The 26498-nt window shown below is 70.8% G+C and carries 20 protein-coding genes; 15 read left to right on the top strand and 5 right to left on the bottom strand.

What is annotated here, in order from left to right:
* The first annotated feature begins 95 nt into the window (after positions 1-95).
* From ABFX55_RS28565 to ABFX55_RS28540, 6 genes are all read left to right on the top strand, one after another.
* On the top strand, positions 96-1871 hold the full coding sequence (locus ABFX55_RS28565) for an ATP-binding protein (RefSeq protein ID WP_346125852.1): 1776 nt from the start codon (positions 96-98) through the stop codon (positions 1869-1871).
* Positions 1872-1881: 10 nt separating this feature from the next.
* Positions 1882-3021, top strand: a complete 1140-nt coding sequence (locus ABFX55_RS28560; RefSeq protein WP_346125851.1) for an exonuclease SbcCD subunit D — start codon at positions 1882-1884, stop codon at positions 3019-3021.
* Positions 3021-5237 carry an AAA family ATPase gene (locus tag ABFX55_RS28555; protein WP_346125850.1) on the top strand — a complete coding sequence of 739 codons (2217 nt, stop codon included), beginning with the start codon at positions 3021-3023 and terminating at the stop codon, positions 5235-5237. The genes ABFX55_RS28560 and ABFX55_RS28555 overlap by 1 nt, the downstream gene beginning before the upstream one ends.
* 201 nt (positions 5238-5438) lie before the next feature.
* A complete protein-coding gene (locus tag ABFX55_RS28550) occupies positions 5439-6395 on the top strand; it encodes a hypothetical protein (protein ID WP_346125849.1) in 957 nt (318 codons plus the stop codon).
* Between the two features lie 87 nt (positions 6396-6482).
* Positions 6483-7670, top strand: coding sequence for an MFS transporter (locus tag ABFX55_RS28545; RefSeq protein WP_346125848.1), 1188 nt, complete (start codon positions 6483-6485; stop codon positions 7668-7670).
* Positions 7671-7676: 6 nt separating this feature from the next.
* Complete coding sequence (locus ABFX55_RS28540) at positions 7677-8495, top strand: nucleotidyltransferase domain-containing protein (RefSeq protein ID WP_346125847.1); 819 nt, start codon at positions 7677-7679, stop codon at positions 8493-8495.
* A gap of 49 nt (positions 8496-8544) precedes the next feature.
* Here ABFX55_RS28540 and ABFX55_RS28535 read toward each other — a convergent pair whose 3' ends face one another.
* Complete coding sequence (locus tag ABFX55_RS28535) at positions 8545-9426, bottom strand: sugar kinase (protein WP_346125846.1); 882 nt, start codon at positions 9424-9426, stop codon at positions 8545-8547.
* Positions 9427-9597: 171 nt separating this feature from the next.
* On the opposite strand from ABFX55_RS28535, the gene ABFX55_RS28530 reads away from it, so the two are divergent.
* The 3 genes from ABFX55_RS28530 to ABFX55_RS28520 all read left to right on the top strand — a co-directional run bounded on the left by ABFX55_RS28530 (position 9598) and on the right by ABFX55_RS28520 (position 11574).
* The gene (locus tag ABFX55_RS28530) at positions 9598-10317 is read left to right on the top strand and encodes a hypothetical protein (RefSeq protein ID WP_183649414.1); all 720 of its coding nucleotides are present in this window, start codon (positions 9598-9600) and stop codon (positions 10315-10317) included.
* Between the two features lie 168 nt (positions 10318-10485).
* Positions 10486-11184 carry a maleylpyruvate isomerase family mycothiol-dependent enzyme gene (locus ABFX55_RS28525; RefSeq protein ID WP_346125845.1) on the top strand — a complete coding sequence of 233 codons (699 nt, stop codon included), beginning with the start codon at positions 10486-10488 and terminating at the stop codon, positions 11182-11184.
* Between the two features lie 153 nt (positions 11185-11337).
* A complete protein-coding gene (locus ABFX55_RS28520; protein WP_346125844.1) occupies positions 11338-11574 on the top strand; it encodes a DUF6343 family protein in 237 nt (78 codons plus the stop codon).
* 70 nt (positions 11575-11644) lie between these two features.
* Here ABFX55_RS28520 and ABFX55_RS28515 read toward each other — a convergent pair whose 3' ends face one another.
* The 3 genes from ABFX55_RS28515 to ABFX55_RS28505 form a co-directional block, all read right to left on the bottom strand.
* Positions 11645-13162 carry an FAD-dependent monooxygenase gene (locus ABFX55_RS28515; protein WP_346125843.1) on the bottom strand — a complete coding sequence of 506 codons (1518 nt, stop codon included), beginning with the start codon at positions 13160-13162 and terminating at the stop codon, positions 11645-11647.
* Positions 13141-14085 carry an MBL fold metallo-hydrolase gene (locus ABFX55_RS28510; RefSeq protein ID WP_346125842.1) on the bottom strand — a complete coding sequence of 315 codons (945 nt, stop codon included), beginning with the start codon at positions 14083-14085 and terminating at the stop codon, positions 13141-13143. Before ABFX55_RS28510 ends, ABFX55_RS28515 begins: the two co-directional genes overlap by 22 nt.
* Positions 14086-14202: 117 nt before the next feature.
* Entirely contained in the window at positions 14203-17733 is a 3531-nt protein-coding gene (locus ABFX55_RS28505) for a galactose-binding domain-containing protein (protein ID WP_346125841.1), read from the bottom strand.
* A 185-nt stretch (positions 17734-17918) separates the two neighbouring features.
* On the opposite strand from ABFX55_RS28505, the gene ABFX55_RS28500 reads away from it, so the two are divergent.
* From ABFX55_RS28500 to ABFX55_RS28475, 6 genes are all read left to right on the top strand, one after another.
* Complete coding sequence (locus ABFX55_RS28500; RefSeq protein ID WP_346125840.1) at positions 17919-18956, top strand: LacI family DNA-binding transcriptional regulator; 1038 nt, start codon at positions 17919-17921, stop codon at positions 18954-18956.
* 454 nt (positions 18957-19410) lie between these two features.
* Positions 19411-20793: an ABC transporter substrate-binding protein gene (locus ABFX55_RS28495; protein WP_346125839.1), complete on the top strand. Its 1383-nt coding sequence runs from the start codon at positions 19411-19413 to the stop codon at positions 20791-20793.
* A gap of 105 nt (positions 20794-20898) precedes the next feature.
* Positions 20899-21804, top strand: a complete 906-nt coding sequence (locus ABFX55_RS28490) for a carbohydrate ABC transporter permease (RefSeq protein ID WP_346125838.1) — start codon at positions 20899-20901, stop codon at positions 21802-21804.
* On the top strand, positions 21801-22727 hold the full coding sequence (locus tag ABFX55_RS28485) for a carbohydrate ABC transporter permease (protein ID WP_346125837.1): 927 nt from the start codon (positions 21801-21803) through the stop codon (positions 22725-22727). The genes ABFX55_RS28490 and ABFX55_RS28485 overlap by 4 nt, the downstream gene beginning before the upstream one ends.
* Before the next feature lie 7 nt (positions 22728-22734).
* The gene (locus tag ABFX55_RS28480; protein ID WP_346125836.1) at positions 22735-24252 is read left to right on the top strand and encodes a glycoside hydrolase family 13 protein; all 1518 of its coding nucleotides are present in this window, start codon (positions 22735-22737) and stop codon (positions 24250-24252) included.
* Between the two features lie 159 nt (positions 24253-24411).
* Entirely contained in the window at positions 24412-24924 is a 513-nt protein-coding gene (locus ABFX55_RS28475; RefSeq protein ID WP_346125835.1) for a carboxymuconolactone decarboxylase family protein, read from the top strand.
* 6 nt (positions 24925-24930) lie between these two features.
* On the opposite strand, the gene ABFX55_RS28470 is transcribed toward ABFX55_RS28475, so the two are convergent.
* The gene (locus ABFX55_RS28470; RefSeq protein WP_346125834.1) at positions 24931-26490 is read right to left on the bottom strand and encodes a sigma factor-like helix-turn-helix DNA-binding protein; all 1560 of its coding nucleotides are present in this window, start codon (positions 26488-26490) and stop codon (positions 24931-24933) included.
* Positions 26491-26498: the final 8 nt, after the last annotated feature.

Genomic DNA, 26498 nt, shown 5'->3' with positions numbered 1-26498 from the left:
CATGCCGAAGCTCCGCGCCGTTGCTCGAGATGCCGGACGCACACCTCCGTCCGCATTACGCTGCGGTAGGTGGCGTTATGGGGCGGAGGAGCTGAGTGATCGAGAACGGGGTGACGAGCCTCACGGCTACGTCTGGGACGGCCGCGTCCGGTGAGGCGGTCGGCAGGGTTCTTGGCACGCAGGCGGCCTCGCCCCTCTCCTTCTGGGTCGGGCTCGAACCCGGCAGCGTGCTCCAGCTCGACGACGTCGTCGTGACCAGGCGAGAGGTGCCCGGCTACGGGCAGGTGCTGGTCGCGGGCGTGGTGACGACCGTGGAGGCCAGGCACGAGGGCGCCACCTACGACTCCGACGTCTTCCTCATCGCCGACGGCGCGCTGCCCGCCGCCGTGGTCGAGGTGGCCGAGGTCAAGGTGACCAGGGTCGAGCCCGAGGTCTTCGTGCCCCCGCTGCCCGGCGCGCCGGTCTACAGGGCGGGGGCGGGCGACAGGGACCAGGCGCTCTACTTCGACGTCATGGACCGGCGCGTTCCCATGGGGACGGGCCGCGACGGCCAGCCGCTCTACGTGAACTTCGACTTCCTCGACGGCACCAGGGGCGCGCACGTCTCCATCTCGGGTGTGTCGGGTGTGGCGACGAAGACCTCGTTCGCCACGTTCCTCATCTACTCGATCTTCAACTCGGGTGTGCTGCAGAACGAGGCGGCCAACACCAAGGCGCTGATCTTCTCGGTGAAGGGCGAGGACCTGCTCTTCCTCGACCATCGCAACTCCCGCCTGGACGCCACGGCCGAGGCCACGTACAGGAGGCTCGGCCTGCCCGCCGAGCCGTTCGGCAGCGTGCACGTCTTCGCCCCACCCCGGCCGAACGACCCCAACGCGGTGCCGCACGTCGCGGCCCGCACGCACGGGGTCAGCGCCTTCTACTGGACGCTCGCCGAGTTCTGCGCCGAGGAGCTGCTGCGGTTCGTCTTCGCCGACGCCGACGACGAGCGGGCCGGATACTCCCTGCTGGTCGGTCAGGTGGCGGCGAGGCTCGCGGCGTGGGCAAGGCCGGTGGGCGACACCGGCGCGATCAGGCTGGACACCGGCGGTGAAGGCGGAGAGGGCAAGGTCTGCCGCACGTTCAGCGATCTGGTGGAGCTGCTCAGCGAGCAGCTCATGGACGAGGCGAGCCGCACGACCTGGACCGGCGCCCAGACCCCGCTCGGCACCGTCAACGCCTTCATGCGCCGCCTGCGCAGCGCGGTCAGGCCGCTGTCGCCGATCATCAGGGGCGACGTGGCAGGGGGGCGTCCGCACTCCATCCGCACCTCCGACGCCCAGGTCTCCATCGTCGACCTGCACAACCTGCCCGAGCGCGCCCAGCGGTTCGTGGTCGGCGTGGTCCTGCGCGGCGAGTTCGCCAGGAAGGAGAGCTCGGGCACGGCCCGCCCGTTGCTGTTCGTCGTGCTGGACGAGCTGAACAAGTACGCCCCTCGCGAGGGCGACTCCCCGATCAAGGAGATCCTGCTCGACGTCGCCGAGCGCGGCAGGAGCCTCGGCGTGATCCTCATCGGCGCCCAGCAGACCGCCTCGGAGGTGGAGCGGCGCATCGTCTCCAACAGCGCGGTGCGGGTGGCGGGACGGCTCGACCCCGCCGAGGCCGCCAGGTCGGAGTACGGCTGGCTGCCGCCGACGGTCAGGGAGCGTGCCACGATCGCCAAGCCAGGCACGATGTTCGTCGCCCAGCCCGAGATCCCCGTGCCGCTGGCCGTGGCCTTCCCCTTCCCCGCGTGGGCCACCAGGCCGTCGGAGGCGGTGCCGATCAAGGCGCCGAGCGCCGACCCCTTCGCCGGACTGCCAGGCGTCGAAGACGACATCCCGCCGTTCTGATGGGAGCTCGATGAAGATCCTGCACACCGCCGACTGGCACGTCGGCAAGGTACTCAAGGGCCGCTCCCGCATCGACGAGCACCGCGCGGTGCTGCGGGAGCTCGTCGCCAAGGCCCGCGAGGAGAACGTCGACGCCGTCATCGTCGCAGGAGACGTCTTCGACACCTCCGCCCCCACGCCCGAGGCGCAGTCGCTGGTGATGCCCGCGCTGATGGCGCTGCGCGAGGACGGGCGCGACGTGGTGGTGCTGGCGGGCAACCACGACAACCCGCAGCTGTTCGAGGTCTACCGCCCGGTGCTCGGCGCGCTGGGCATCCACGTGGTTGGCGCCTTCCGCCGTCCCGACCACGGCGGCACGCTCTCCTTCACGGCCAGGACGGGCGAGCCCGTGCGGCTGGCCGTCCTGCCGTTCCTGTCGCACCGGTACGTGGTGCGCGCCGCCGAGGTGCTGACCGGCACCGCCGCCGAGCACAACCGCGACTACGCCGCCAGGATCGGCGAGCTGATCGGCGCCCTGACCGCGGGCTTCGCCGCCGACACCGTCAACGTCGTCACCACGCACGGCACGCTGCCAGGCGGCGCGTTCGGCGGCGGCGAGCGCGAGGCGCAGTCGATCTTCTCCTACTACTTCGAGGCGACCGCCTTTCCCTCCTCCACGCAGTACGCGGCGCTCGGCCACCTGCATCGCAGGCAGCAGATCCCCGGCCCGTGCCCGATCTGGTACAGCGGCTCGCCTGTGGCGGTCGACTTCGGCGAGGAGGCCAACACGCCGGGCGCGCTGCTGGTCGACGTCTCGCCCGGCCGTCCCGCCGTGGTGCGCGAGGTGACCTTCGCGCAGGCCCGCACCCTGCGTACGGTCACCGGCACCCTCGAGCAGCTCGAGGCCATGGACGTCGGCGACGCGTGGCTCAAGGTGGTCGTGGAGGAGAGAGCGCGCCCCGGCCTGGCCGACACCGTGCGCGAGCTGTTGCCGGGCGCGCTCGACGTCTCCCTCGACGAGCGCTTCCGCCCCGTGCGCGCCGCGACCAAGACGTCGAGCGCGACGCGCAGCCCGCGCGAGCTGTTCCGCGACTACCTGAGCAGCAGCGGCCGCCACGACGACCAGGTGGCGGGGCTGTTCGACCGGCTGTACGACGAGGTGACGAGCTGATGCGCCCTCTGCTGCTGCACCTGGAGAACTTCGGCAGCTTCCGCGAGCCGGTCACCATCGACTTCTCCGACATCGACTACTTCGCGCTGATCGGCCCGACGGGCGCGGGCAAGAGCACGGTGATCGACGCGATCTGCTTCGCCCTGTACGGCACGGTGCCGCGCTGGGGCAAGGAGAACGTCATCTCGCACGCCCTCGCCCCCTCGGCCGCCGCGGGCAAGGTCGCGCTGGTCTTCGACAGCGCGGGACGCCGCCATGGTGTGGTCAGGGCGCTCCAGCGCGACGCGAAGGGCACGGTCCGCACCAAGGAGGCCAGGCTCGACGAGCTCGACCCCGCGGTGGCCGGCGAGCTGGCCGAGGTGCTGGAGGCGGTGCTGCGGCCCGTCGCCGAGGGCGACGCGGTCACGCCCGAGATCCAGCGGGTGACCGGGCTCGAGTACAAGTTCTTCACGCAGTGCGTGGTGCTGCCGCAGGGGCGTTTCGCCGAGTTCCTGCACGCTGCTCCGCGTGAGCGGCAGGACCTGCTCGTCCAACTGCTCGACGCCGACGTCTACGAGCGCATCCGGCAGCGGGCCGTGCGGGAGGAGGAGGCGGCCAAGCAGGCCGCCTCGTTCGCGCGCGACCAGCTCGGCAAGCTCGCCGGGGCCGACGAGGCGGCCGAGCGGGCGGCCTCCGACCAGGTGGCGACGTTGCGCGCGCTGGCCGAGAGCGTCGACCTCGACCTGCTGCGCGCCCGTGACGAACAGATCCGCAGGGCCCGCGCCGACCGTGAGAGCGTGGCCGCCAGGGTCGAGGCGCTGCTCGCGCTCGTCATGCCCGCCGATGTGCCGACGCTGGCAGAGACCGCCAGGCAGGCCGCCGCCGCGGTCACGGCGCTGGCCGAGGAGGCCGCGGCCCTCGAGGCCGACGAGCACCGCGCCCACGACGAGCTGGCCGCGCTCGGTGATCGGCAGGCCCTCGCCCAGAGCCTGGCCGCCCTGGACGAACGGGAGCGGCTGACCACCGCCGCGTCGGCCGCTCGGCAGGCCGCCGAAAGAGCCGCCGCCGCGCTGCCCGCCCTCGCCGACGCCGCGAGGCGCGCCGCGGGCGCGCTGTCGGCGGCCGAGGTCGAGCGCGACAGGCTCCGTGACGCGCACACCGCCGCCGACCTGGCCGCCAGGCTGACGGTGGGGGAGCCGTGCCCGGCCTGCCTGCGCCCGCTGACCGAGCTGCCGCACCACCCGGAGCTGGCCGACGTCGGCACGGCCGAGCGCGCCATGGCCGTCGCCAGGGGAGAGGCCGAGCACGCCAGGACCACGCTCGGCAAGGCGGAGACCGAGGCCGCCATGCTCGACTCGCAGGCCACGGCGCTGTCGGCCAGGCTCGCCGAGCTGCCGCCGCCCGTCGATCGGGCCGTCCTGGAGGAGCGCATGGCCGCCATGCGCAAGGCCGACGAGGTGGTGTCGGAGGCGCGCAAGGCCGTACGGGCCTGCCGCGCCAGGATGGAGAGGGCGCAGCGGGCGGCCGAGTCCGCCGCGCGCAAGAGCGAGCAGGGCTGGCGCGACCTGGAGCTGGCCCGCGACCGCGCCCTCACCCTCGGCGTACAGCAGGGCGGCGCGCCGCCGCCCGTCGACCGGGAGGACCTGCACAGGGCGTGGACGGCGCTGCTCGAATGGCGCAACCAGGCAGGGCGCGCCGCGCGGGCCGAGCTGAACGAGCGCGACGCCGAGCTGGCGGAGGTCGAGGCAGGCCGTACGAGGGAGCGGACCAGGCTGGTCGCGCAGCTGGCCGAGCACCAGATCGGTGTGGCCGCGCAGGCCACGCCCGAGCAGATCGGCGGCGCCATCGCCACCGCCGTCGCCCGCGCGGAGAGCAGGCTCGAGCGGGTCAGGGAGGATCGCGAGCGCGCCCGCGCGCTGGAGACGCACGCGGTCGACAAGGAGCAGGAGGCAAGGGTCGCGCACGAGCTGACCCTGCTGCTGAGGGCCAACGCCTTCGAGAGGTGGCTGTGCGCCGAGGCGCTCGAACTCCTCGTCGTCACCGCCTCCGACACGCTGCGTGAGCTGTCCGACGGGCAGTACGAGCTGGCGCTCGGCGGCAAGGGCGACATCGAGGTCATCGACCACGGCGAGGCGGGCCTGCGGCGCAGCGCCCGCACGCTGTCGGGGGGGCGAGACCTTCCAGGCCGCCCTCGCGCTGGCCCTCGCGCTGTCGGGAACCGTCGCGCGCAGCCTTGACTCGATCTTCCTCGACGAGGGGTTCGGCACGCTCGACCCCGCCACGCTCGACACCGTCGCCACCACGCTCGAACGCCTCGCCGCGGGGCAGGACCGCATGGTCGGCGTCGTCACACACGTTCCCGCGCTGGCCGACAGGGTGCCGGTGCGCTTCGAGATCGGGCGCGACGCCAGGGGCTCGCACCTGCGGAAGGTGGGCCCATGACGGCGGCCGTCGCCGAGTTCACCGTCGATCCGTGGGATCCGGGCTACGCGGCCGCGCTGGCCGTCGAGGCGCTGGCCGAGCTGGGCCCCACCAGCGCCGAGCTGGTCCTCGACGTCGAGAGGGACGCCGCCGACTGGAAGCCGATCGACCCGCCGCCCGGCACGGAGACGCCCGAGGTGCTGCTGATCGCCGACGGCGTGCGCAGGATCGACGCCCGCGTGTGGGTCCACGATCCCTCCTCGCCGATGCCGACGCCGGGCATCGCGGCCTCGTTCGCCGCGGGCATCGTCGAGTGCGGCCCGGCGGGCGCCTCGCTGGCCGCTGTGGAGGTGGGCAGGGCGCTGTTCAGCGCCTCGGCGCAGACGCCCGAGGTCAAGACCCCGCACGCCACCTACCGGGCCGAAAGGGCGTCGGGCCCCAGCATGGACGAGCTCTCGCTGGCGCTCCAGCGGCAGGTCACGCAGCTCGAGGTGGATCTCGCGGTGCGGCACCGCTCGCGCGCCGACGACCTCCTGCTCGTGGACGGTCCGCTGCGCGGGCGCACCCACCTGCCGCGCACCGTCGGCTACATCAAGACCCACCACGCCGCCTACCTGCCTGGCCCGCAGAGCTCGGTCGTCTCGGCGCTCTCGCCCGGCCAGCGCACCCCCGTCTTCCTGATGGGCACCAGCTGGCGGCGGCACGCCTGGTACGTCCGCCTGCCGGTCGGCTCGGCCGCCCCGTGGGCGGGCATCGCCAGGTGCGAGGCGGGCGCGGAGCTGCCCGCCGACGAGGTGGTACGGCTGGCCGACGCGCTCACGCTGGTGCTGCCCTCGCTGGCGGGGGTCGACTACAAGGATCCGCGGGCGCCGCAGAACCTCGTGCCGATCGGCGGGCTGGAGAAGCTGCTGCGTCACCGCCTCGGCGACCCCCGGCTGCTCTACCGGGCGTTGCGCGGCGCCGCCGGTTCTTGACCGCCCGGTTTTCGCGTGTTTCGGTGGTGACCGACCCCCACCTCCCGGAATGGATGCCATGCCCGAGTTATCCGCCGGGTCGCTGTGATGAGGGCCGTCCTCGGCAGGCGAGACGTCCGTCCTGTCTTCCTGGGCATGGCCGCCAGCCTGCTGGGTGACGCGTCCCTGCTGCTGATCCCTTCGATCCTGGCCAAGAAGCTGACGGGCTCCGACGGCGCGGCCGGGCTCGCGCTGTTCTTCTTCACCGCGCCGATGTGCCTGGCGCCGCTGTTCGGCATGGTGATCGACAGGGTCGACCGGCGTCGCTTCCTGATCGGCTCCTGTGTCGTCTCCGCCGTCGCGCTGCTGCCCCTGGCGCTGGTGAGCGGGCAGGAGACCTTCTGGCTGGTGTACCCGGTGTCCATGGCGATGGGCTGCTCCTACACCGCGATCTTCGGCGCCCTGAGCGGCCTGTTGAAGACCATGCTTCCCTGCGAGCTCCTCGCCCAGGCCAACAACGCCCTGCAGACCGCCAGGCACGGCGCCCGCCTGATCGGGCCGCTGCTGGGCATGGCCATCTACACCGGCGCGGGGCTGTGGGCGGCCGTGGCCTTCGACATGCTCACCTTCGCCGTCGCCGCGGCCGCCTTCGCGCTGCTGCCCACGACGGCTCCCGTCCCCCGTCCTCCGTTCGGCAGGTGGCGCGACGAGGTCACCGCGGGGCTGCGGCACATCAGGGCCGAGCCCGAGATCAGGTCCGCGGCCCGCGCCTTCGTGCTGATGTTCCTGGCCGCGGGGCTGACCGAGTCGCTCATCTTCGCCGTCATCGAGAGCCTGGGGCGCTCGCCCGAGTTCACCGCGGTCACCTCCACCGCCATGGGCCTGGGCGCCATCGCGGGCGGCTTCGTCGTGGCCCGCGCGGTCGACACGCTGGGCGAGCTGCGCATGGTCGGCGCGGGCATCGTCCTGTACGGCCTGGCGATCGCGATGTGGCTGGTGTCGGCCGAGGCGGTGATGGTCGCCTCGATGGCGCTGGCAGGGGCCAGTCTCACGCTCTCGAGCGTCGCGGTCCGCACGCTGCTGCAGCGCCGCAGCCCCGACGAGGTCGTGGGCCGCGTCTCGACCGCCTTCGACGCGCTGGGCGGCGGCGCGCAGCTGCTGTCCGTCGCGGCGGGCGCCGCCATGGTGACGCTGGTCGACCACCGGCTGCTGCTCGTCACGGTCTCCACGGCGGTCATGCTCGCCGGCTTCCAGGCCGTCCGCGCGTCAGGCGGGCGGCAGCCCGTGCTCGAATAGTCCGTCATGGACGATGTGAAGCTGCGGGAACTGGCAGGACGGTTGTCGGCGGTCGACGGAGTGGCGGGGGTGGTGCTCGGCGGCAGCAGGGCCAGAGGGACGCACAGGCCGGACTCCGACATCGACCTCGGGCTCTACTACAGGGGCTCGCTGGACGTGGAGGCGCTGCGCGAGCTCGCGGCCCAGGTGGGCGGCGAAGGAACGCAGGTGACGGCGCCAGGCGGATGGGGGCCGTGGGTGAACGGCGGCGGCTGGCTGACGATCGGCGGACAGCGGGTCGACTGGATCTACCGCGACCTGGACAGGGTGCGCCGCGTCTGGGCGGACTGCGAGCAGGGCCGTTACGAGGTCGCCACGCAGGCGGGCCATCCGCTCGGCTTCTACTCCCACGCCTACGCGGGGGAGGTGGCGCTGTGCAGGGTGCTGGAGGATCCCACGGGCGAGCTCGGTGAACTGCGGGAGGAGACGCAGGCCTACCCCGAGCGGCTGGGGCGGGCGCTCGCCGAGGGGCTGTGGGAGGCGGAGTTCTCCGTCCAGCTGGCCAGGTACGGAGTGAAGGGCGACGACCCCGCGTACACGGCCGGATGCCTGTTCAAGGCCGTGGGGGTGGCCTGCCACGCGCTGCACGGCAGGGCGGGGCGGTGGCTGATCAACGAGAAGGGGATGGTCGCGTCGGCGGGGCGGCTGGAGATCACGCCGCAGGGGTTCGCCGAACGCGTGGGGGCGGTCTTCGCGGCCTGCTCCGACGACGAGCCCGCCCTCTCGGCCCGAGCGGTGGACGAGGCCGCGACTCTCGTCGAGGAGGTCAGGGCATTGACACGATGACCCTATTCCCCACCTTTGTGTAGGTAATATGCTCGGCAAGCGGGGCTGCCTATCGGTTGAACAGCTCGGCGCGGGTGGGCAGGCCCTGCCAGTCGCTCGCGCTCGTGACGGCGGCCGCGCCGAGCAGGGTGCCTCTGGTCAGGCGCTCCTGCGGGGTCAGGCCGTCGAGCACGGCGCTGAGGTAGCCCGCCACGAACGCCTCCTGCGCGCCCGTCGGGTCGACCACCGGTACGGACACGCTCGCCGCGTCGTGGCGCATGCCCGCCGAGCGCACGCTGGCGCCCTTCTCCCCGCGCGTCACGACGACCTCCCTGTCGGGGGTGAGAGCGGGCTTGACCAAATCGAGCTCGTCCTGCCTGACGAAGAGCAGAGCCGCCTTGCGCGCCAGGTCACCGAGCACCTGCTCCGCCTCCGCCAGCGAAGGCCACAGCTCCGGCCGGTAGTCGACCGAAACCGACACAGGGACGCCTGCCGTCAGCGCCGCGCCCACGGCCGACTCGACGGCGTCGCGGGGGTCGCGGCCGAGCGCGGGCGTCACGCCGGTGACGTGCAGGAGGCGGGAGGCGGCGATCCTGTCGATCGGCACGTGCCCTGGCGAGAGCCTGGAACCGGCCGAGCGGTGCCGGTAGTGGACGACGTGCGGGCTCTGCCCGACCCTCGACTCCTTCAGCAGCAGCCCGGTGGGCGCCGTCTCGTCCTCGCGCAGGTCGGACAGGTCGACGCCCTCGCCGCGCAGCACCGTGACGATCCTGGCGCCGAGCTCGTCCGCGCCCACCTTGCCGAGGTAGCTCACCCGGTGGCCGAGCCTGGCCAGGGCGATCGCCAGAGTCAGCTCGGCACCGCCCACGTCGAGCCTGGCCTCGCTGTCGTGACGGACCCTTCCACTGGCCACCACGCCCAGGGGCTCACCCAACGTATAGACATCGCTCATGTCACAATTTTTCACATAAGAACCCCAGGTCACACCTATGTCGAGTTTGTGATCAAAACTTTTCCGCATCTTGAGCCAACCTTTTCTGGCTAAGGTGCCTCTAAGTGATAGAGGGGGTCGGGCAATCCCGAGCCTGACCCCATCGACACGGGGAGAGGAATCAGCACCCTCATGAAGAAGATCGCAGCAGGACTCATCGCCGCCACCATGGGTGGCGCTCTGCTTGTCACCGGCGGAGCGGCCGCGCAGGCCACCGCTCTGGACGTGCAGATCGAGGACATCAACCCTGACCCGGTAGTCGTCGCCAAGGGCGGCGAGGCCACCGCGAGCTTCTACGTCGACGTCACCAAGGGCGCCAACGTCGAGCTCAAGGTCGAGCCGGTCGGCGATGTGCGCACGTTCGCGGCCAAGAACGTCACCGCCATCCCTGACGGCGACCACTGGAAGTTCACGGTGCCGTTCAACTCCGGCGACGCGGGCAAGTGGCGGGCCACCGCCACCGCCAAGAAGGACGGCGAGACCGACCGCGACAAGGCCTACTTCGAGGTCGAGATCCAGGCCGGCAAGGCCGACACCCGCATCTCCAGCTTCAAGGCCAGCCCCGACCCCGTGAAGAAGGGGCGCACCATCTGGTTCTCCGGTCGCCTCCAGGCGGACGAGGACGGCTGGGAGGGCGTGCGCGGGGGCGACGTCGAGATCTACTTCCGCGCCAGCGGCTCCAGCGGCTGGAAGTACGTCACCCGCACCGAGAGCCGGTGGGGCGGCAAGTTCTCCGCGAAGACCCGCGCCTGGAAGAGCGGCACGTTCAAGGCCGTGTACGAGGGTGACGACGAGACCAACGGCTCCGAGAGCCGCAGCGACTGGGTGCGCGTCTACCGCTACCACCGCTAAGCACCACCACTGGTTCTCACCGAGAACTGGGTCTCTGTGAGAACTGGGTCTCACTGAGAACGCCGGTCCGCTCTCCAGCGGGCCGGCGTTCTCGCGTTCGCGGCAGCGTTCGCCTTCGCGGGCTGCGGGGCGATGAGTGACGGCGGACACCCTGGGTAACGGGTTCATATGAAGCAGTTGGAGGATTTCGACCCCTTCGACCTCTTTGACGCCGAGGCGGCCAGGCTCGACCGGCACTTCGCCTCGCTCGACGAGGAGGGGTGGAACCGGCCCTCGCGCTGCGACGGCTGGTCCGTGCGCGACGTGCTGGGGCACCTGGCGGGCGAGGAGCTCTACAACCACGCCTGCCTCGACGGCGACCTGAAGGGCTTCTTCGCCATGCTCGAGGGCGAGGGTGTCACGGGGTTCGACGGGTTCAACGAGTGGTGCGTGCGGCAGCGCCGCGCCTTCCCCGTCGAGCAGGTGCTGGAGGAGTGGCGGACCAAGAACGGCTGGACGCGTGAGCGGATGAGGGCGCTCGGCCGCGAAGGGACACTGCAGACCTCCGCCGGACCCTACCCCGCCGGCCTGCAGACCTTCCACTACGACTCGGAGTACGCCACCCACGCCGACGACGTGGGCGCGCCCGTCTCGGACGCCGAGCTCGACGACCGCACCTGGTGGCGGCTGATGCTGGCCAGGCACGTGCTGGCCGAGCAGGGGTCCAAGGCGCAGGTGGAGCCGACGGCCGAACAGGTCTGGGTCCACGCCGACGGGGTGAGCAAGTCGATGTCCTTCCCCGAGTTCGTCGACGCGACGGTCGGCAGGACCCTGCCCGAGCATGAGCTCGACCCGCGCCTCGCCACGGCGCTGAGGTGCCTCGCCTGAGGTGCCTCGCCTGAGGTGCCTCGTCTGGGGTGCCTCGTCTGGGGTGCCTCGTCTGGGGTGCCTCGTCTGGGGTGCCTCGTCTGGGGTGCCTCGTCTGGGGTGCCTCGTCTGGGGTGCCTCGTCTGGGGTGCCTCGCCCGAAAGGAGGCCGAGCATGTGGCTGCGCGACCGCGCGGGAACCGAGCCGGCCACCGCGCGCAGCCCGACGCGGGCCAGGAAGATCCTGTCCGCCATCGCGCTGCCGGTGGCGCTGGTCGCCGCGGTCTTCTTCACCGTGCGGGCGGTGAGCACGGGCGCGGAGGTCTGGTGGTGGGAGGCGGCCATCGCGTACGCGGTCGCGCTTCTCGCCGCCGTCGACCTGGCCGTGCTGCTGCGCCGCTCGGGCCGCTGAGACGTCAGCGCCCGAGGGCCCTGACGTCAGCGCCCGACGGCCCTGACGTCAGCACCCGACGGCCCTGACGTCAGCACCCCAAGGCCCTGTGGAGCGCGGCCGTGAGCGCCTCGGCCGAGAACGAGGGCAGGACCGCGGCCAGGTGACCGTCGGGCCTGACCAGGTGGACGCTGTCGGGCCCGGCCCCTTCGCCGAGCACCGCCGCGTCGAGCCCGAGCTCGGAGCCCGCGAGCACCTCGACAGGCACGTCCACCCCCAGCTCGGCCCCCAGGGCCTTCGCGGGCGCGATCCTGTCGGGCCGCGCGACCAGCACGACGAAGCCCGCGCCGAAGCGCTGCCTCAACCGCCCGCCCCGCACCGGCGTGTCAGGGCAGATCACGCCCGGCACCGGCGGCCGCGCCGCGCCGGGCTCCTCCGGCACGGGGCCCGTGGAGGTGGTCAGCGGGGAGTCGACATACCAGTACGGCTCGGCCAGCTTCCCCGAGTCGATCAGCCTCCTGGCCCCCGGATCGGCGACGGCCCGCTCCAGCACCGTGCGCCGCCACTCCCACTGCGGCGGGCTCTGCGGCACGAGGAACTCCATCGTCCTCGCCGTCACCGCCAGGTTGACCAGCGCCGCCGCCCGCCGCTCGGCGTCGTAGGAGTCCAGCAGCCGATCGGGCGCGCCCCGCCGTACCAGGGCCAGCTTCCAGGCGAGGTTCTCCGCGTCCTGCAGCCCCGAGTTCAGGCCGCGCGCCCCGAAGGGGGCGAACAGGTGCGCGGCGTCGCCCGCGAGGAAGACCCGCCCGCGCCCGAGCGAGGTGGCCACCCGCGAGTGGAACCGGTAGACCGTCAGCCAGACGATCTCGTACGGCAGGCTCCCCGTGATGCGCCTGACCATGGCGTCGAGGTCGGCCGTCGCCAGGTCGAAGCCAGGAGGCACCTGCCAGTCGATCCGCCACACCGAGTCGGGGCACTGGTGGACCAGCACCTGCCGTCCGGGATTCCACGGCGGGTCGAAGTAGAAGCGCCGCTCTTTGGGGAACGGCAGCGACGCCTTGATGTCGCAGATCAGGAACAGGTCCTCGAACGAGCGGCCGGGGAAGGCGATGTCCGCCAGCCTCCTGACGGCGCTGCGCGGGCCGTCCGCCCCGGCCAGGTGCGAGCCGCGCACGGGGCCGTCGGGCGTGAGGACGTCGACCCCCTCGGCGTCCTCGCGATAGCCGATCACCGGGCTGCCGTGCCTGAGGTCGATCAGCGGCTCGGCGGCGACCCTGGCGCACAGCAGCTCCTCCACCCTGGCCTGCGAGATGTTGATCCACGGCGGAACCTCCGCCTCGGGGAAGGTCACCGAGTAGAGCTCGTGCTCGCGGAAGTAGGTGCGGCCCGTGGTCCAGGTGACCCCTTCGGCCACCATGGCGCCCGCCACGCCCACGCGGTCGAGGATGTCGAGCACGTCGCGCTGGAAGCAGATCGCCTTCGAGCCGGGGCAGGCGCGCTGCGCCGCCGCCTCCAGCAGCACGGTCGGCACCCGCCAGCGGGCCAGGAGCAGCGCGGTGGCGAGCCCGACGGGGCCCGCCCCCGCGATCACGACTGGAGCAGGTCCCATACCGCCCTGTCCCGTTCCGCCGTCCAGATGACCGGCCGCTCGACGCCGTCCAGTTCGTCCCAGAGGCGGGAGACGTTGAACGGCAGGCAGTGCTCGAAGATCGGCCACCCGCCGTACCGCGGCGCGAGAGCGGCGTGGGCGGCGTCGAAGGCCTCCTTCAGCGTGCCGCCTCGGCCGTGCGCCGCGCCGACCTCGCGCAGCATCACCTCGAGGAAGTCGCGCGTCTGCCCGATCGCCGCGCCGACCTCGCGCGTGACCGCACCCCGCCCGCCGATCAGCGTGCGGGCGCCGAGCGCGGCGACGCGGTCGAGCGTGGTGGTCGACCACTCGCGGTGGAAGGCGTCGCCGGTGTAGAGGGCGGCTCTCGCCTCGACCAGGTCGCCGGCGAACAGGATCCGCTCGTCGGGCAGCCACGCCACGATGTCGCCCTCGGTGTGCCCCCTGCCCAGGTGGTGCAGTTCGAGGAAGCGGCCACCGCCGAGGTCGATGGCGAGGCGGTCGGTGAAGGTGAGCGTGGGCAGGGTGAGGCCGGGGATCGAGCCGGGGTCCTTGAACAGCCTGGGCATCCTGCCGTACTCCGACTCCCAGTCCTGCTGCCCGCGCTCCTCGATGAGGGCCCTGGTGTTGGCGTGCGAGACGATCACGTCGGCGCCGAACGCGGACGCGCCCAGCACCCTGACGGCGTGGTAGTGCGAGAGCACGAGGTAGCGGATCGGCTTGTCGGTGTGCTCTCGCAGCCTGGCCAGCCACTGCCTCGCGGCGGTGGGGGTGGCCATGGCCTCGAAGCAGACGAGGAAGTCGTCGGCCTCGATCGCGCCGACGTTGGGATCGCCCTCGGCGGTGAGCGCGTAGACGCCGTCGCCGACGATCTCCAGGGTCTGTTGCTTCTCCTCCAGATCACCGGAGGACGCGAAGGCGGGCATACTCCGCTGCTTACCCCGATATCCGTTCACCGTCACGGCGAGCGGCCCGGCCGGCCTGGGGAAGACCCGGGGGGAGAGGCGCGGGATCGGGAGCACACCGAGCCCGCGCCTCCCGGTCTAGTTGACGGTGATGGTGAAGGTGGACGTCGTGTTGCGCACGTCGGTGTGGTTGTCGCTCATCCGCAGCCCGTTGAACGTGGCCGAACCGACCGCAGGTCCCTGCCCGTCCTCGGGCAGTTCGTTGGCCCAGATCCCGAACCCGGACTTCGCGTCGAACGCGTCACCGCTCTTCCGCGCTCCCGTGATCGAGACGTTCGTCAGCACGGTGTCGGTGATCGGGTTCACCGGCCGGCCGCCGAGGTACTGCGTCTGGAACATGATCCCCGAGTACGTCGGGTCCACGATGTCCACGTTGCTGATCCTGATCCCCTGGAACACCTTCGAGGCGGAGAACAGCCAGATCGCAGGGAAGGTCTGGTTGCCCCAGAAGTGCCCGCCCGCCCTGACGAGCGAGATGTTCTCGAACCGGGTCGGCGTGGTGCCGAAGCCCCTCATCGGATACCCGAAGTCGAGCGAGCTGATCGTGATCCCGGAGTAGACGAGCATGTCGGCGATGTAGATGTTGCGGAAGACGTTGTCCGAACCGCCGTACACCGCCAGCCCCGCCGCCCGCCACGTCAGCGTCGCGGTCAGGTTCTCGTAGACGTTGCCCGTCTGGTCGGCGTTGTTGGAGTCGGTGGCGGCGAACAGCGCGAAGCTGTCGTCGCCGGTGGAGCGCGCCTCCACGTTCCTGACGGTGTTGTTCGTGCTGCCGTTGGTCATGTTGACCCCGTCGGCGAACGTGTCGCGGATGCGGGAGTTCGTGATCGTGATGTTGTGGACGTTGGCTCCCCAGAACATGCACATCTGGTGCTCCACCCAGATGTTGTCCATGGTCACGTTCGAGACGCCGGCCAGGTCCCAGACCTTGCCGGGGCCGTCGTTCCTGGTGGTGTAGTTGCCGAAGGAGGCGAACCCGCCGAACGACGAGCCGTTCGCCGAACTCTCCACCCTGAAGCCGACGTCGGTGTTCTCCTGCGTGACAGGGGAGACGAACCGGGTGAACCACGGCCCCGCGCCGGCCACCTTGACGGCCTTGCCGTACACCTGGAACTTCTGAGCCGTCGGGTAGTCGCCCGGGGGCAGGTAGACGCCGACCAGGTTGGCGTCCTGGCGCGCCCTGTCGAGCGCGTTCTGCACGTCCTGGTGGGTGAACCCGGCCGGTACGGCGTAGCGCGCCGGATCGGGGTTGGGCAGGGCGGTGGCCAGCTCCAGGTTGATGAAGTCGATCGCGAACGTGCCGCTGTTGGCGGCGTCCTTCTGCAGTCTGATCCTGCTGCCCTTGGCCACGGTCGTGCCGAGCACGAGGTTGGCCTCGTCGTAGATGTGACGAGGAGCCCCCGCGCCCGGCGAGTTGCTCGGGCTGTCCTCCTTGCCGTACAGCCAGGCGTGCTTGGAGGTCAGGTTGATCGCCTTGAGGAAGGTGCCGTCGACGTAGACGTTCAGCGTGGAGGTGGTGCCGTCGGGGATGGAGAAGCGCGTGACCAGCGTGTTGGCCGCCGCCTTGGTGGTGAACTCGACCGAGGCGCCTGTCGTGTCGAGCGTGACCGCCCTGCGTCCCGACGCCTCGCCCGCCAGGTCGCCGATGGTCCTGTTCGGGCCGACGAGCTGGGCGCCGCCACCCAGCGCGCCGTCCTCCGCCTCGTACATGTCGTACGGCAGGCTCGCGCCGCGTCCCACGAACAGCGGCTGGGTCGTGGTGTTGTTGGCCCGCTTGACGGGCAGCTCGTTGGCGTCGTCGGCGACGACGGTCTTGACCGTGTACTTGCCGTCGGCCGCGGTCCAGGTGCCGAGGGTGACGGGCGCGGTGGTCGCCCCCGCGTTGACGACCCCGTTGTGCGCGCCGGTGAGGGTCTTCACCACGGTGCCCGCCTCGTTGGCCACGGTCAGCGTGATGCCGTGCGCGCCGGAGGCCGAGGCCACGTTGCCCTGGTTCTTGATCGCGACGGTGAAGGTGACGGTGTCGCCCCTCGCCGGGTTGCCCGGGGTCCAGCCGACGGGTGAGGCGACGAGGTCGGCGCTGTCGACGGGTTTGACGACCAGCTGGGCGGGGTGGGTGTGGGCGTTGTTGGTCTCGTTCTGCTCGACGACGGAGTCGGCCTCGTCGACCTTGGCCGAGACGGCGTACGTTCCGGCCGTACGGGTGCCGATGTTCGACGAGACGGTGGCGGAGGCGCCCGCGGCGAGCGCGCCCACGTTGGCGGTGCCGACCTTGGTGGTGCCGAGGTAGAAGGTGACGTTCGTGGCGGTGGAGGCCTGGGTGCCGGCGTTCCTGACCGTGGCCGACAGGGTGATGGCGTCGCTCTCGACGGGCGCGCCAGGCGACACCGTCATGCCGGTGATCGTCAGGTCGGGGTTGGGCGCGGGGACTCCGACGACCTGGAACTCGGCCACCTGCCCGTTCGGGGCGCCGGTGTTGGCGGTGAAGGACAGGCGCACGTCGGCGACCCTCCCACTGACCGGGATCGAGACCGTGTTGCCGCTGGAGGGGCTGAAGGCGTAGGAGGCCGAGGACTTCAGCGAGGTGAAGGCCGAGGAGCCCTGTTCCCTGCCGAGCACCTGGAGGGTCTGGGTGCGGGCGCCCCACGCGCTGTCGGGGTTGAGCTTCAGCACGACCGAGCTGACGTCGGCGTTCGAGCCGAGCTGCACGGTCAGCGTGTTCGGGTAGCCGCCGCCGCCCTCCCAGTAGGTGGTGAGGTCGCCGTCGTTGGCGTTGCCCGGGGTGTAGACCCAGGTGGAGCCCGAGGCGGTGACGGGCTTGCCCTGGGCGAGGTTGGCGCCGCCGCCTCCGGAGCCCTGCCGGGTGACGGTGTTGCTGTCAGGCGACCGGTTGCCGGCCGCGTCCTTCGCTCTGACGTGGTACGACACGGTGGCGCCTGCAGGCTGGCTGTCGGTGTAGGTCACGGTGTTTTCGGCGACCGTGCCACGAAGGGCGTTGTTGGCGTAGACGTCGTAGCCGGTCACGCCGACGTTGTCGGTCGAGGCCTGCCAGGCGAGCCTGATCTGCCCGGCGGACGGCTCGGTGTAGGTCAGGTCGCCGGGGGCGGTCGGGGCCTGCGTGTCGGGTCCTGTGACCGGGCCGTAGACCTCGAACTCGCTCAGCTGCCCCGCGGGCCAGCCGGTGTTGGCGGTGATCGTGACCCGCACGTAGCGGGCGCCGGCCTGCGCGAAGGTGATCGTCGCGGTCGGGGCGAAGGTACGGGCCGCCGAGGCGGACAGCGTGGTGAAGGTCGATCCGTCGGTGCTGCCCTGGACGGTCAGCGTCTGCGTACGGCTCTGCCAGCTGGACGGCAGCTTGAGCACGACCTCGTTGACGCTGACGGCCGAGCCGAGGTCGACCTGGATCCACTGGGGGAAGGCGTTGTTGGCGCTCTCCCAGTAGGTGGCCTGGTCGCCGTCGTTGGCGCGGCCCGCGGGGTAGACGTCGGTGTGGCTGCTCGCGGACACCTGCTTGCCCGCGGCGAGGTTGGGCCCCGCCGACCAGGCGGGTGGCGCGTGGCCCAGGACTGCGAGCGCTAAGGCGGCGAGTAACGCGAGGGTACGTCTCATGGGCAGACCCTTCGTGATGGGGAGTGGCTGCACCATAAGATGGCGAACAATCACCTGCAATATTTCGACGCAGTTTCGCAAATACGTGATTGCCTCGATGGAGCGCTCCCGGCAGCGACCGCCGCAGGTAGCCCCCTCGGCGTGCGGCTCAGAACGAAAAACGCCGCCGCAAGCGGCGATGCCGGATGAGCGCAAGTGGTTGCAAGCACTTACGGCGAGCGGCGTATAGTTTGCGCATGACGCGACGACTTGCCGAGGTGGCCAAGAAGGTCGGGGTGAGCGAGGCCACGGTCAGCCGCGTGCTGAACGGGAAGCCCGGAGTCTCCGAGGCCACTCGCGAGGCCGTGCTGACCGCGCTCGACGTGCTCGGCTACGAGCGGCCCACCCAGCTGCGCGGCGATCGCGCCCGCCTGGTCGGGCTGGTCCTGCCCGAGCTGCAGAACCCGATCTTCCCGGCCTTCGCCGAGGTGGTCGGCGGCGCGCTGGCGCAGCAGGGGTTCACCAGCGTCCTGTGCACCAGGACCGTCGGGGGCGTCTCCGAGGCCGACTACGTCGATCTGCTGCTGCAGCAGCAGGTGTCGGGCGTCGTGTTCGCGGGCGGGCTCTACGCCCAGGCCGACGCCTCCCACGATCACTACGAGCTCATCCTCGAGCGCAAACTCCCGACCGTCCTGGTGAACGCCGCCGTCGAGCACCTCGGCTTCCCCCAGGTCTCCTCCGACGACGCGGTCGCGGCCGAGATGGCGGTGGGCCACCTGCGCGCGCTCGGCCACGAGCGCATCGGCATGGTCCTCGGCCCCAAGGACCACATGCCCTCCCGCCGCAAGCTCGAGGCCTTCCTGTCACTCGGCGGCGACGCCGACCTGGTGGAGTACACGATGTTCTCCCTGGAGGGCGGCCACGCCGCCGCGACCAGGCTGGTGCGCAAGGGCGCGACCGGTGTCATCTGCGCCAGCGACATGCTGGCCCTGGGCACGATCAGGGCGGCGAGGCGGGCGGGGCTCAAGGTCCCCGACGACCTGTCGGTGATCGGGTACGACGACTCGGCCCTCATGACCTGCACCGACCCGCCGCTCACCACGGTCCGCCAGCCCATCGACGCCATGGGCCGCGCCGCCGTGGACCTGCTGGTCGCGCTGATCGACAAGGCGGTGGTCCCGGCCGACGAACTGCTCTTCGAACCCGAGCTCGTCGTCAGGGCCTCCACCGCCCGCGTCCACTGACCCGCCACCCCGACCTGTCACACTGACCTGCGAGGCCGGAGGGCGCCCGCACCGCAGAGATCGGCGTCCACCCGCGCCACTCGGCCAGGACGTCGAGCCGCCCACGTAGAGGATCTTCCCCGCCCTCACGGCGTCGTCCAGCGCGCGTGTCCGCGCGCTCGGTGAAAGGCATCGCCCGAGCAGAATCTCCGAGACGCGTGGCCTGTCCCGTCCAGCGGCGCGCATGGCCCTTCGCCTGTCATGCGCTGGGGGCCGTCGCTCCCGCCGGCGAGGAGATCGCCGACATGGTCACCTCTGGCGTCCGGGTTTTCCTGCACGGCTACCTGCGGGGAGGCGACGGTGGCGCTCGTCACTTAGTCGTTATATTTCAATCCGCTGTCAAAATATTGCAGAAATGTGTCGGCGCTGCTTATGGTGTGGATCCTCCCCATCCCCATCAGAAGGGTCCAGACCGATGAGCAGCTCCCGCAGAGCACTCGGCCTGCTGATCGTCACCGGCCTCGGCCTGTCGGTCGCGGCATGCGGTTCCACGGCCGAACAGCCCGCCCCCGCCGCCACGGCGGCCGGCGGGTCGGCCCAGGCCGCCGCGCCCGTCACGATCTCCGTCGGCTGCCAGCCGCCCAAGACCAACCCTCTCCAGCGCAAGGACTGGGACGACGACGTCGCCGCCTTCCAGAAGCTGCACCCGCACATCACGATCGACAGCAAGGACGGCTTCCCCTGCCATGACGTGAAGACGTACGACGCCAAGCTGGCGGGTGGCCAGATGGAGGACGTCTTCTACGGCTACTTCGGCGACGTGCAGACCGCGATCAAGGCGGGTCAGGCCGCCGATATCACCGCCTACGCGGACACGATCACCACGCTCAAGGACATCGACCCCAGCGTGATGGCCGCGTACACGGTCGACGGCAAGATTTACGGCGTTCCACGCGGAAATTACAAGGTCGGTCTGGTCTACAACCGCAAGCTCTTCACCCAGGCCGGGCTCGACCCGAACACCCCGCCCAAGACCTGGGCGGAGATCCGCGAGGCGGCCAAGAAGATCAGCGCGCTCGGCCCCGGCTACATCGGCTACGGCGAGTACAGCGCGGGCAACACCGGCGGCTGGCACTTCACCCAGTCCATCTACGGCAGGGGCGGGGCGGTCGTCGACGAGACCGGCAAGAAGGCGGCCTTCAACACCCCCGAGGGCAAGGCGGTCCTGCAGAACCTGAAGGACATGCGCTGGACCGACAACAGCATGGGCACCAAGCAGCTCTACCAGTGGGACGACCTCATGCGGCTCATGGGCGCGGGCAAGATGGGCATGATCCTCGGCGCGCCCGACGTCATCACCGAACTGCACGACAACCGCAAGGCCAAGTACGAGGACTTCGGTCTGGCCGCCTTCCCCGAGGCCAAGGCCACGCTGGGCGGCGGCGACGGGTACATGTTCAACCCCAAGGCCACCCCCGAGCAGATCAAGGCAGGACTGCTCTGGCTCGACTACTACGTGCTCACGCCCGGCAGGGGCCAGTTCGACTACGCGCGTCAGAAGGCGACGGGGCGGGCCGTCGGCCTGCCTGACAACAACGTGTGGGGCAACAGCCCGACAGGCCAGAAGCTCCTCGAGCTGCGCAAGACGAACTCGACGCTGCCGACGGAGAACTTCGCGGCGTACGTGGAGGGGTCGGCCGACATCCCGCTCAGGCTCGAGCCGCCCATGAACCAGCAGATCTTCCAGATCCTCGACACCCCGATGTCCGCGGTGCTGACCCGTCAGGACGCCGACATCGACAAGCTGCTCGCCGAGGCGGAGACCAAGGTCAACGGCGTGCTGAGCAAGGCGAGCTAGCCTCCTCCGCGCCGGTCCGCCCGATCCCGACCATCGTCTCCCGGAGGGTCGTCACCCACACGACCCTCCGGACGGCGGCCGGTCGCCGAATCACTGGAGTAACCGTTGAACGTAGCAAGCGTGGGGAGAAGGCCGCCGTCACGAAGGGGACGCGAGGCCAGACGCAACCTCACCGCCTACGGCTTCCTGCTCGCCGCCCTGATCTGTTTCGGCGTCTTCTCGTGGTACCCGATGGTCAGGGAAGTCCTCCTGAGCCTCCAGGAGAACAACTTCGTCGACGCCCCCACGTGGGTGGGTCTCGACAACTTCGAGACGGTGGTCGAGGACCCTGCCTTCGCCCAGGCCTGGATCAACACCGCCGCCTTCACCGGGCTCGCCCTCCTGATCGGCTACGTGATCCCGTTCTGTGCGGCGATCATCCTCAACGAGCTGCGGCACGCCAAGGCGTACCTGCGGTTCGTGGTCTACCTGCCCGTCATGCTCCCGCCGGCCGTCTCCGTGCTGCTGTTCAAGTGGTTCTACGACCCGGGGCCCGGCCTGTTCAACCAGATTCTCGGCTTCTTCCACCTGCCGGGCCTGGCCTGGCTCGACTCTACCGACACCGCGCTCATCTCCCTGGTCATCGTCTCCACCTGGATGAACCTCGGCAGCGGCACGCTCATCTACCTGGCGGCCCTGCAGACCATCCCGAGCGAGCTCTACGAGGCCGCCGAGCTCGACGGCGCGGGCATGTTCAAGCGCATCAGGCACGTCACGATCCCGCAGACCAAGCTGATCCTGCTGGTGATGCTGCTGCTGCAGATCATCGCGACCATGCAGGTGTTCATCGAGCCGTTCATGCTCACCGGCGGCGGACCGGAGAACGCCACCGTGACCGTGGCCTACCTGATGTACCAGTACGCCTTCAACTTCGGGAACTTCGGCGGCGGCAGCGCGATGGGCCTCATGCTCATGGTCGTCCTTATCGTCTTCTCCGCCGTGTACCTGCGCGTCTCGCGGGAGAACACATGATCGCCACCGCCGTACGGCACCGCAGGACCAGGCCACGCAGGCTCGCGCAGCGCAGGATCGAGACGCGGTTCCGCACCCTGGTCTCCCCTCACCAGCTCAACACCCGCAGGGGCAGGACGATCTACTGGATCGTGCTGGTGGGAATGGTCGTCGCCTTCACCGCGATCTTCATGTTCCCGCTCTACTGGATGGTCACCGGAGCGCTCAAGGCGCCGGAGGAGCTCGACCAGATCCCGCCGACGCTCGTCCCTCAGGATCCGAGCTTCGACGCCTACATCGAGGCGTGGAACCTGCTCGACCTCGGCCTGCTGCTGAAGAACACCGCGATCTACGCCGTGGGCGCGTGGCTGTTCACGCTGGCCGTCGACGTCTCGGCCGCCTTCGCGCTGTCGAAGCTGCGGCCGATGTTCGGCAAGCTGATCACCGGGATGATGCTCGCGACCCTGATGATCCCGCCCATGGTGCTGATGCTGCCGCTGTTCGTGACGATCGTCGACCTCGACCTGCTCAACAGCCCGTGGGCGATCTGGCTGCCCGCCGCGGCGAACGGCTTCAACATCTTCCTGCTCAAGCGCTTCTTCGACTCCATCCCGAGGGAGCTCATCGAGGCGGCGGAGATGGACGGGGCCTCGCCCGCGCGCATCCTGTGGTCGATCGTGCTGCCGGTCTCGCGGCCCATCCTCGGCGTGGTGTCGATCTTCACGGTGGTCGCCGTGTGGAAGGACTTCCTCTATCCGCTCCTGGTCCTGCCCGACACCGACAGCATGACCGTGAGCGTCGCCATCAACTCGCTGTCGCAGACGATGCCGACCAACGCGCTCACCGCCGCCCTGGTGATCGCCAGCATCCCGACGATCGTCATCTTCCTGTTCTTCCAACGGCACATCATGGCGGGGCTCACCGCCGGAAGCCTCAAGGGTTAGGAGCGCAATGTCCGACACGTGGTGGCGGGGAGCCGCGATCTACCAGGTCTACCTGCGTAGTTTCGCCGACGGGAACGGCGACGGCGTCGGTGACCTGGCCGGGCTGCGCTCGCGCCTGCCGTACCTCTCGGATCTCGGGGTCAACGCGATCTGGCTCAACCCCTGGTATCCCTCGCCGATGGCCGACGGCGGCTACGACGTCGCCGACTACCGTGACGTGGAGCCGGTCTTCGGCACACTCCAAGAGGCGGAGACGTTCATCGAGGAGGCCCACGAGCTGGGCATCAAGATCATCATCGACGTCGTGCCCAACCACAGCTCCACCGCGAGCGCCTGGTTCCAGGAGGCGCTGAAGGACAGGTCCAAGCGCGACCGCTTCTGGTTCCGCGACGAGCCGAACGGCTGGCGCTCGATCTTCGGCGGACCCGCCTGGACACAGGTCGAGGACGGCCAGTGGTACCTCCACCTGTTCGACCCAGGTCAGCCCGACTTCAACTGGGACAACCCCGACGTGCACCAGGAGTTCCACGACGTGCTGCGCTTCTGGTTCGACAGGGGCGCCGACGGCATCCGCATCGACTCGGCGGCGCTGCTGGTCAAGTCGGCGACCTCGTTCGAGGACCTCGACGGCGTGCACGACATCTACAGAAGCTGGCGGCGGGTGGCCGACGAGTACGACGAGCGGATCCTCGTCGGCGAGGTGTGGCTGCCCGACCAGGAGCGCTTCGCCCGCTACCTGCGCCCCGACGAGCTGCACACCGCCTTCAACTTCGACTTCCTCGCCTGCCCGTGGGAGCCCGCCGCGCTGCGGGCCAGCATCTCGCTGACCCTGGCCACCCATGCCTCCGTGGGAGCGCCGCCGACGTGGGTGCTGTCCAACCACGACGTCGCCCGCGTGGTCACCAGGTATGGCAGAGCCGACACCTCGTGGGACCACGGCGCCCGCAGGGACGGCGCCCCCTCCGACCTGGAGCTCGGCCACCGCAGGGCCAGGGCGGCCGCGCTGCTGGCGATGGCGCTGCCCGGCGGGGTCTACGTCTACCAGGGCGAGGAGCTCGGCCTGCCCGAGGTCGACGACCTCCCTGACCACCTGCGCCAGGACCCCATGTGGACCAGGTCAGGGCACACGGTGCCCGGGCGCGACGGGTGCAGGGTGCCGCTGCCGTGGGCGGGCGACGCCCCGCCGTTCGGGTTCGGGCCCGGCGCAGGGGAGCCGTGGCTGCCGCAGCCGCCGGAGTGGAAGGAACTGACCGTCGAGGCGCAGGCGGGTGATCCCGGCTCCATGCTGACCCTCTATCGCACCGCCCTCCGCCTGCGCAGGGACAGATTGGGCGACGGGTCGCTGACCTGGCTCGACCTGGGGCCCGAGGTGTTGGCGTTCACCCGGGACTCGGGGCTGACGTGCGTGGTCAACCTGGGCGCCGAGCCGGTACGGCTGCCGCCGCACGAGGCGGTGCTGCTGCAAAGCGGATCGCTGGTGGACGGCTCGTTGCCGAGTGACACGGCGGTGTGGCTGACGGCATAGGGCTCCCGTCGGACCGCGACCCCGTCCCGCTCCGCTCCGCGGCCTGTCTCCGAGGAGCGGAGCGGGGTTCTTCGCGAGCGACGCCGCGGGCGGCACTGTGCCCGATGATCAAGGCGTACACGCCGGCGAGCCCAGGACGGGCGGGGCTAGGGTGGGCGGATGGCGAGACTGCCCAGGCGGGCTCCAGACGAGCTGGACGGCGAGGCTCTCGAACTGCACGAGAAGATAACCTCGGGCCCTCGCGGCGCGTCGATGATCGACGAGCGGGGCGCCCTGGTCGGCCCCTTCACCGCGATGCTGCTCAGCCCGCCCGTCGGCGACGCCCTCCAGGAGCTCGGTGCGGCGATCCGCTACCGCTCCACCCTGCCGCCGCGCGCCCGTGAGCTGGCCATCCTCACCGTCGCCGACCACTGGGGCAGCGCCTTCGAACGCAGGGCCCATGAGAGCGCCGGCCGCGCCGCGGGGCTCACCGAGGAGGAACTCGCCACCCTCCACAGCGACGACCCCTTCGAGGCGGCCGTGCTCAGCACGACGCGTAGGCTGCTCGAATCCGGCGACCTCACCGACGACGAGTACGCCGCGCTCGACGAGCGAACCCTCTTCGAGCTCACCACCCTCGTCGGCTACTACGCCACCCTGGCCATGCAACTGCGCGTCTACCGCGTCACCTGAACGCCTTCACCTGACCGCCTTGAGGTTGAGTATCCACAGATCGCGGCCCTCGGAGTCGCTCCAGGCCAGCAGCGTGCCCTGCACGGTCCTGTCGCCCAGGCTGGTGGCCAGGGCGGGCTCGGCGGGGTCGAAGGTGGCCAGCGTGCCGGCCCGCAGATCCTTGATCACCTTGAGCCCGGCCCGCAGCCGCAGCACCACGAACCTGTTCAGGATCGGTCCCTCGGTCGTCGTCCCCGGCAGCTCGACGCTCCCAGACCCGTCGGTACGGCGGGCCGTCATCAGCCCCGAGATCGCGTTCCGCTCCACGCACCAGTCGGGCGAACACCGCGCGAGCCCCCGCTCCCCCGTGACGAACTCGCGCGACCTACCGGTCTCCAGGTCGGTCAGCGTGCGCGCGGAGGGGTCGGCGGCCCACGGCCACTCCAGCAGCCTCAGCCCCTCGCGTACCTTCTCCCTTCGTCCCCTGCCCGACAGCGGCAGCCGGTAGATCGCCTTGTCGGTGTTCCACAGCAGGTAGCCGCCGCCGAGCTGGAAGTGCGTCTGCGAGGGAGCCAGCGCGTCACCCTGCGCCGCCTTCGTCACCAGCCTGGGCCTGCCGCCCTTGACCGGCACCCTCCAGAACCGCGTCTCCAGCGTGTCGTCCTCGCGCAGGCTCAGCGCGCTCCACACGACGAACCGCCCGTCCGTGGCGAACCTGCGAGTCTCGTCGTCACCCGGTAGCTTGGCGAACCTGGTGAGGCGGCCGGTGCCGGCGTCGTAGACGTCCAGCCGTACGTCGTCGTAGCCGAGCCGTCGCTGTGCGAGCAGCACCACGCGGCGGTCGTCGATCGCGACGGCGGGCTGGTAGACCAGCCCGTCGGCGGAGCGGGCGGGCAGCATGGAGACCGCGCCAGGCCACACCTCCTGCGCCGCCCTGGCCAGGCCGACCGTGGAGGGCTCGGGGCGCGCGGTGGCCGAGCGGGGCGCGGCGGGGGCCGCGATCGTGGGCCTGACCAGCACGGCCACCCCTGCGACCGTGACCAGGGCGAGCCCCGCGACCGCCGCCGAGCGCAGCCGCCTCCTGCCCCTGCGGCGGCGCAGCCGCGCCAGGTCCGACAGCAGGTCGGCGGGTTGGGCCGTGGCCGCGGCGGCGTCGAGGGTCCTGAGAAGGTCGTCCTGGCGAAAGGGGACGGTCTGGTCGCGCACCGTGGACAGGGGCAGGTCGAGGACCTTCGCGATCTCCTCGTTGGACAGCCCGCCGTACGAGCGCAGGATGATCACCGCGCGGGGGAGCGCGGGCAGCTCCTTGAGCTGCCGCCACACCTCGGGGTCGCCGCCGTGGGCGGTGATGTCCGACGCGGGGATGCTCGGCGGACGTCTGCGCCGCCTGGAGCTGACGTACAGGCGGGTCATCGTGGTGCCGATGAAGCTGTCGGCGTTGCCGGTCCTCGGACCCTCGAGGCAGGACAGCGCCTCCTTGGCGAGGTCGGCCCCCTCGCGCTGGTCACCGGTGAGCACGACGCCGTAGCGCACGAACCCCATGCCCTTGATGAGGACGAAATCGGTGAAGTCGCCCGGAGGACCCATGCAGCCAC

Origin of the sequence: Nonomuraea roseola, from assembly GCF_039535395.1 — a bacterium.
In the GTDB taxonomy this organism is placed as follows: Bacteria; Actinomycetota; Actinomycetes; order Streptosporangiales; family Streptosporangiaceae; genus Nonomuraea; species Nonomuraea roseola.
Note: the sequence above shows the minus strand (reverse complement) of the source record. Positions and strands in the feature narration are given on the sequence as shown.

Bases quoted from the DNA above. Each gene is read 5' to 3' on its own strand.
- ABFX55_RS28475 (WP_346125835.1), top strand. From the start codon at position 24,412: ATGGCGAGACTGCCCAGGCGGGCTCCAGACGAGCTGGACGGCGAGGCT.
- ABFX55_RS28500 (WP_346125840.1), top strand. From the start codon at position 17,919: ATGAGCGCAAGTGGTTGCAAGCACTTACGGCGAGCGGCGTATAGTTTG.
- ABFX55_RS28550 (WP_346125849.1), top strand. From the start codon at position 5,439: ATGACGGCGGCCGTCGCCGAGTTCACCGTCGATCCGTGGGATCCGGGC.
- ABFX55_RS28510 (WP_346125842.1), bottom strand. From the start codon at position 14,085: ATGCCCGCCTTCGCGTCCTCCGGTGATCTGGAGGAGAAGCAACAGACC.
- ABFX55_RS28545 (WP_346125848.1), top strand. From the start codon at position 6,483: ATGAGGGCCGTCCTCGGCAGGCGAGACGTCCGTCCTGTCTTCCTGGGC.
- ABFX55_RS28485 (WP_346125837.1), top strand. From the start codon at position 21,801: ATGATCGCCACCGCCGTACGGCACCGCAGGACCAGGCCACGCAGGCTC.
- ABFX55_RS28480 (WP_346125836.1), top strand. From the start codon at position 22,735: ATGTCCGACACGTGGTGGCGGGGAGCCGCGATCTACCAGGTCTACCTG.
- ABFX55_RS28505 (WP_346125841.1), bottom strand. From the start codon at position 17,733: ATGAGACGTACCCTCGCGTTACTCGCCGCCTTAGCGCTCGCAGTCCTG.
- ABFX55_RS28470 (WP_346125834.1), bottom strand. From the start codon at position 26,490: ATGGGTCCTCCGGGCGACTTCACCGATTTCGTCCTCATCAAGGGCATG.
- ABFX55_RS28540 (WP_346125847.1), top strand. From the start codon at position 7,677: ATGGACGATGTGAAGCTGCGGGAACTGGCAGGACGGTTGTCGGCGGTC.
- ABFX55_RS28555 (WP_346125850.1), top strand. From the start codon at position 3,021: ATGCGCCCTCTGCTGCTGCACCTGGAGAACTTCGGCAGCTTCCGCGAG.
- ABFX55_RS28560 (WP_346125851.1), top strand. From the start codon at position 1,882: ATGAAGATCCTGCACACCGCCGACTGGCACGTCGGCAAGGTACTCAAG.
- ABFX55_RS28525 (WP_346125845.1), top strand. From the start codon at position 10,486: ATGAAGCAGTTGGAGGATTTCGACCCCTTCGACCTCTTTGACGCCGAG.
- ABFX55_RS28495 (WP_346125839.1), top strand. From the start codon at position 19,411: ATGAGCAGCTCCCGCAGAGCACTCGGCCTGCTGATCGTCACCGGCCTC.
- ABFX55_RS28515 (WP_346125843.1), bottom strand. From the start codon at position 13,162: ATGGGACCTGCTCCAGTCGTGATCGCGGGGGCGGGCCCCGTCGGGCTC.
- ABFX55_RS28535 (WP_346125846.1), bottom strand. From the start codon at position 9,426: ATGAGCGATGTCTATACGTTGGGTGAGCCCCTGGGCGTGGTGGCCAGT.
- ABFX55_RS28520 (WP_346125844.1), top strand. From the start codon at position 11,338: ATGTGGCTGCGCGACCGCGCGGGAACCGAGCCGGCCACCGCGCGCAGC.
- ABFX55_RS28530 (WP_183649414.1), top strand. From the start codon at position 9,598: ATGAAGAAGATCGCAGCAGGACTCATCGCCGCCACCATGGGTGGCGCT.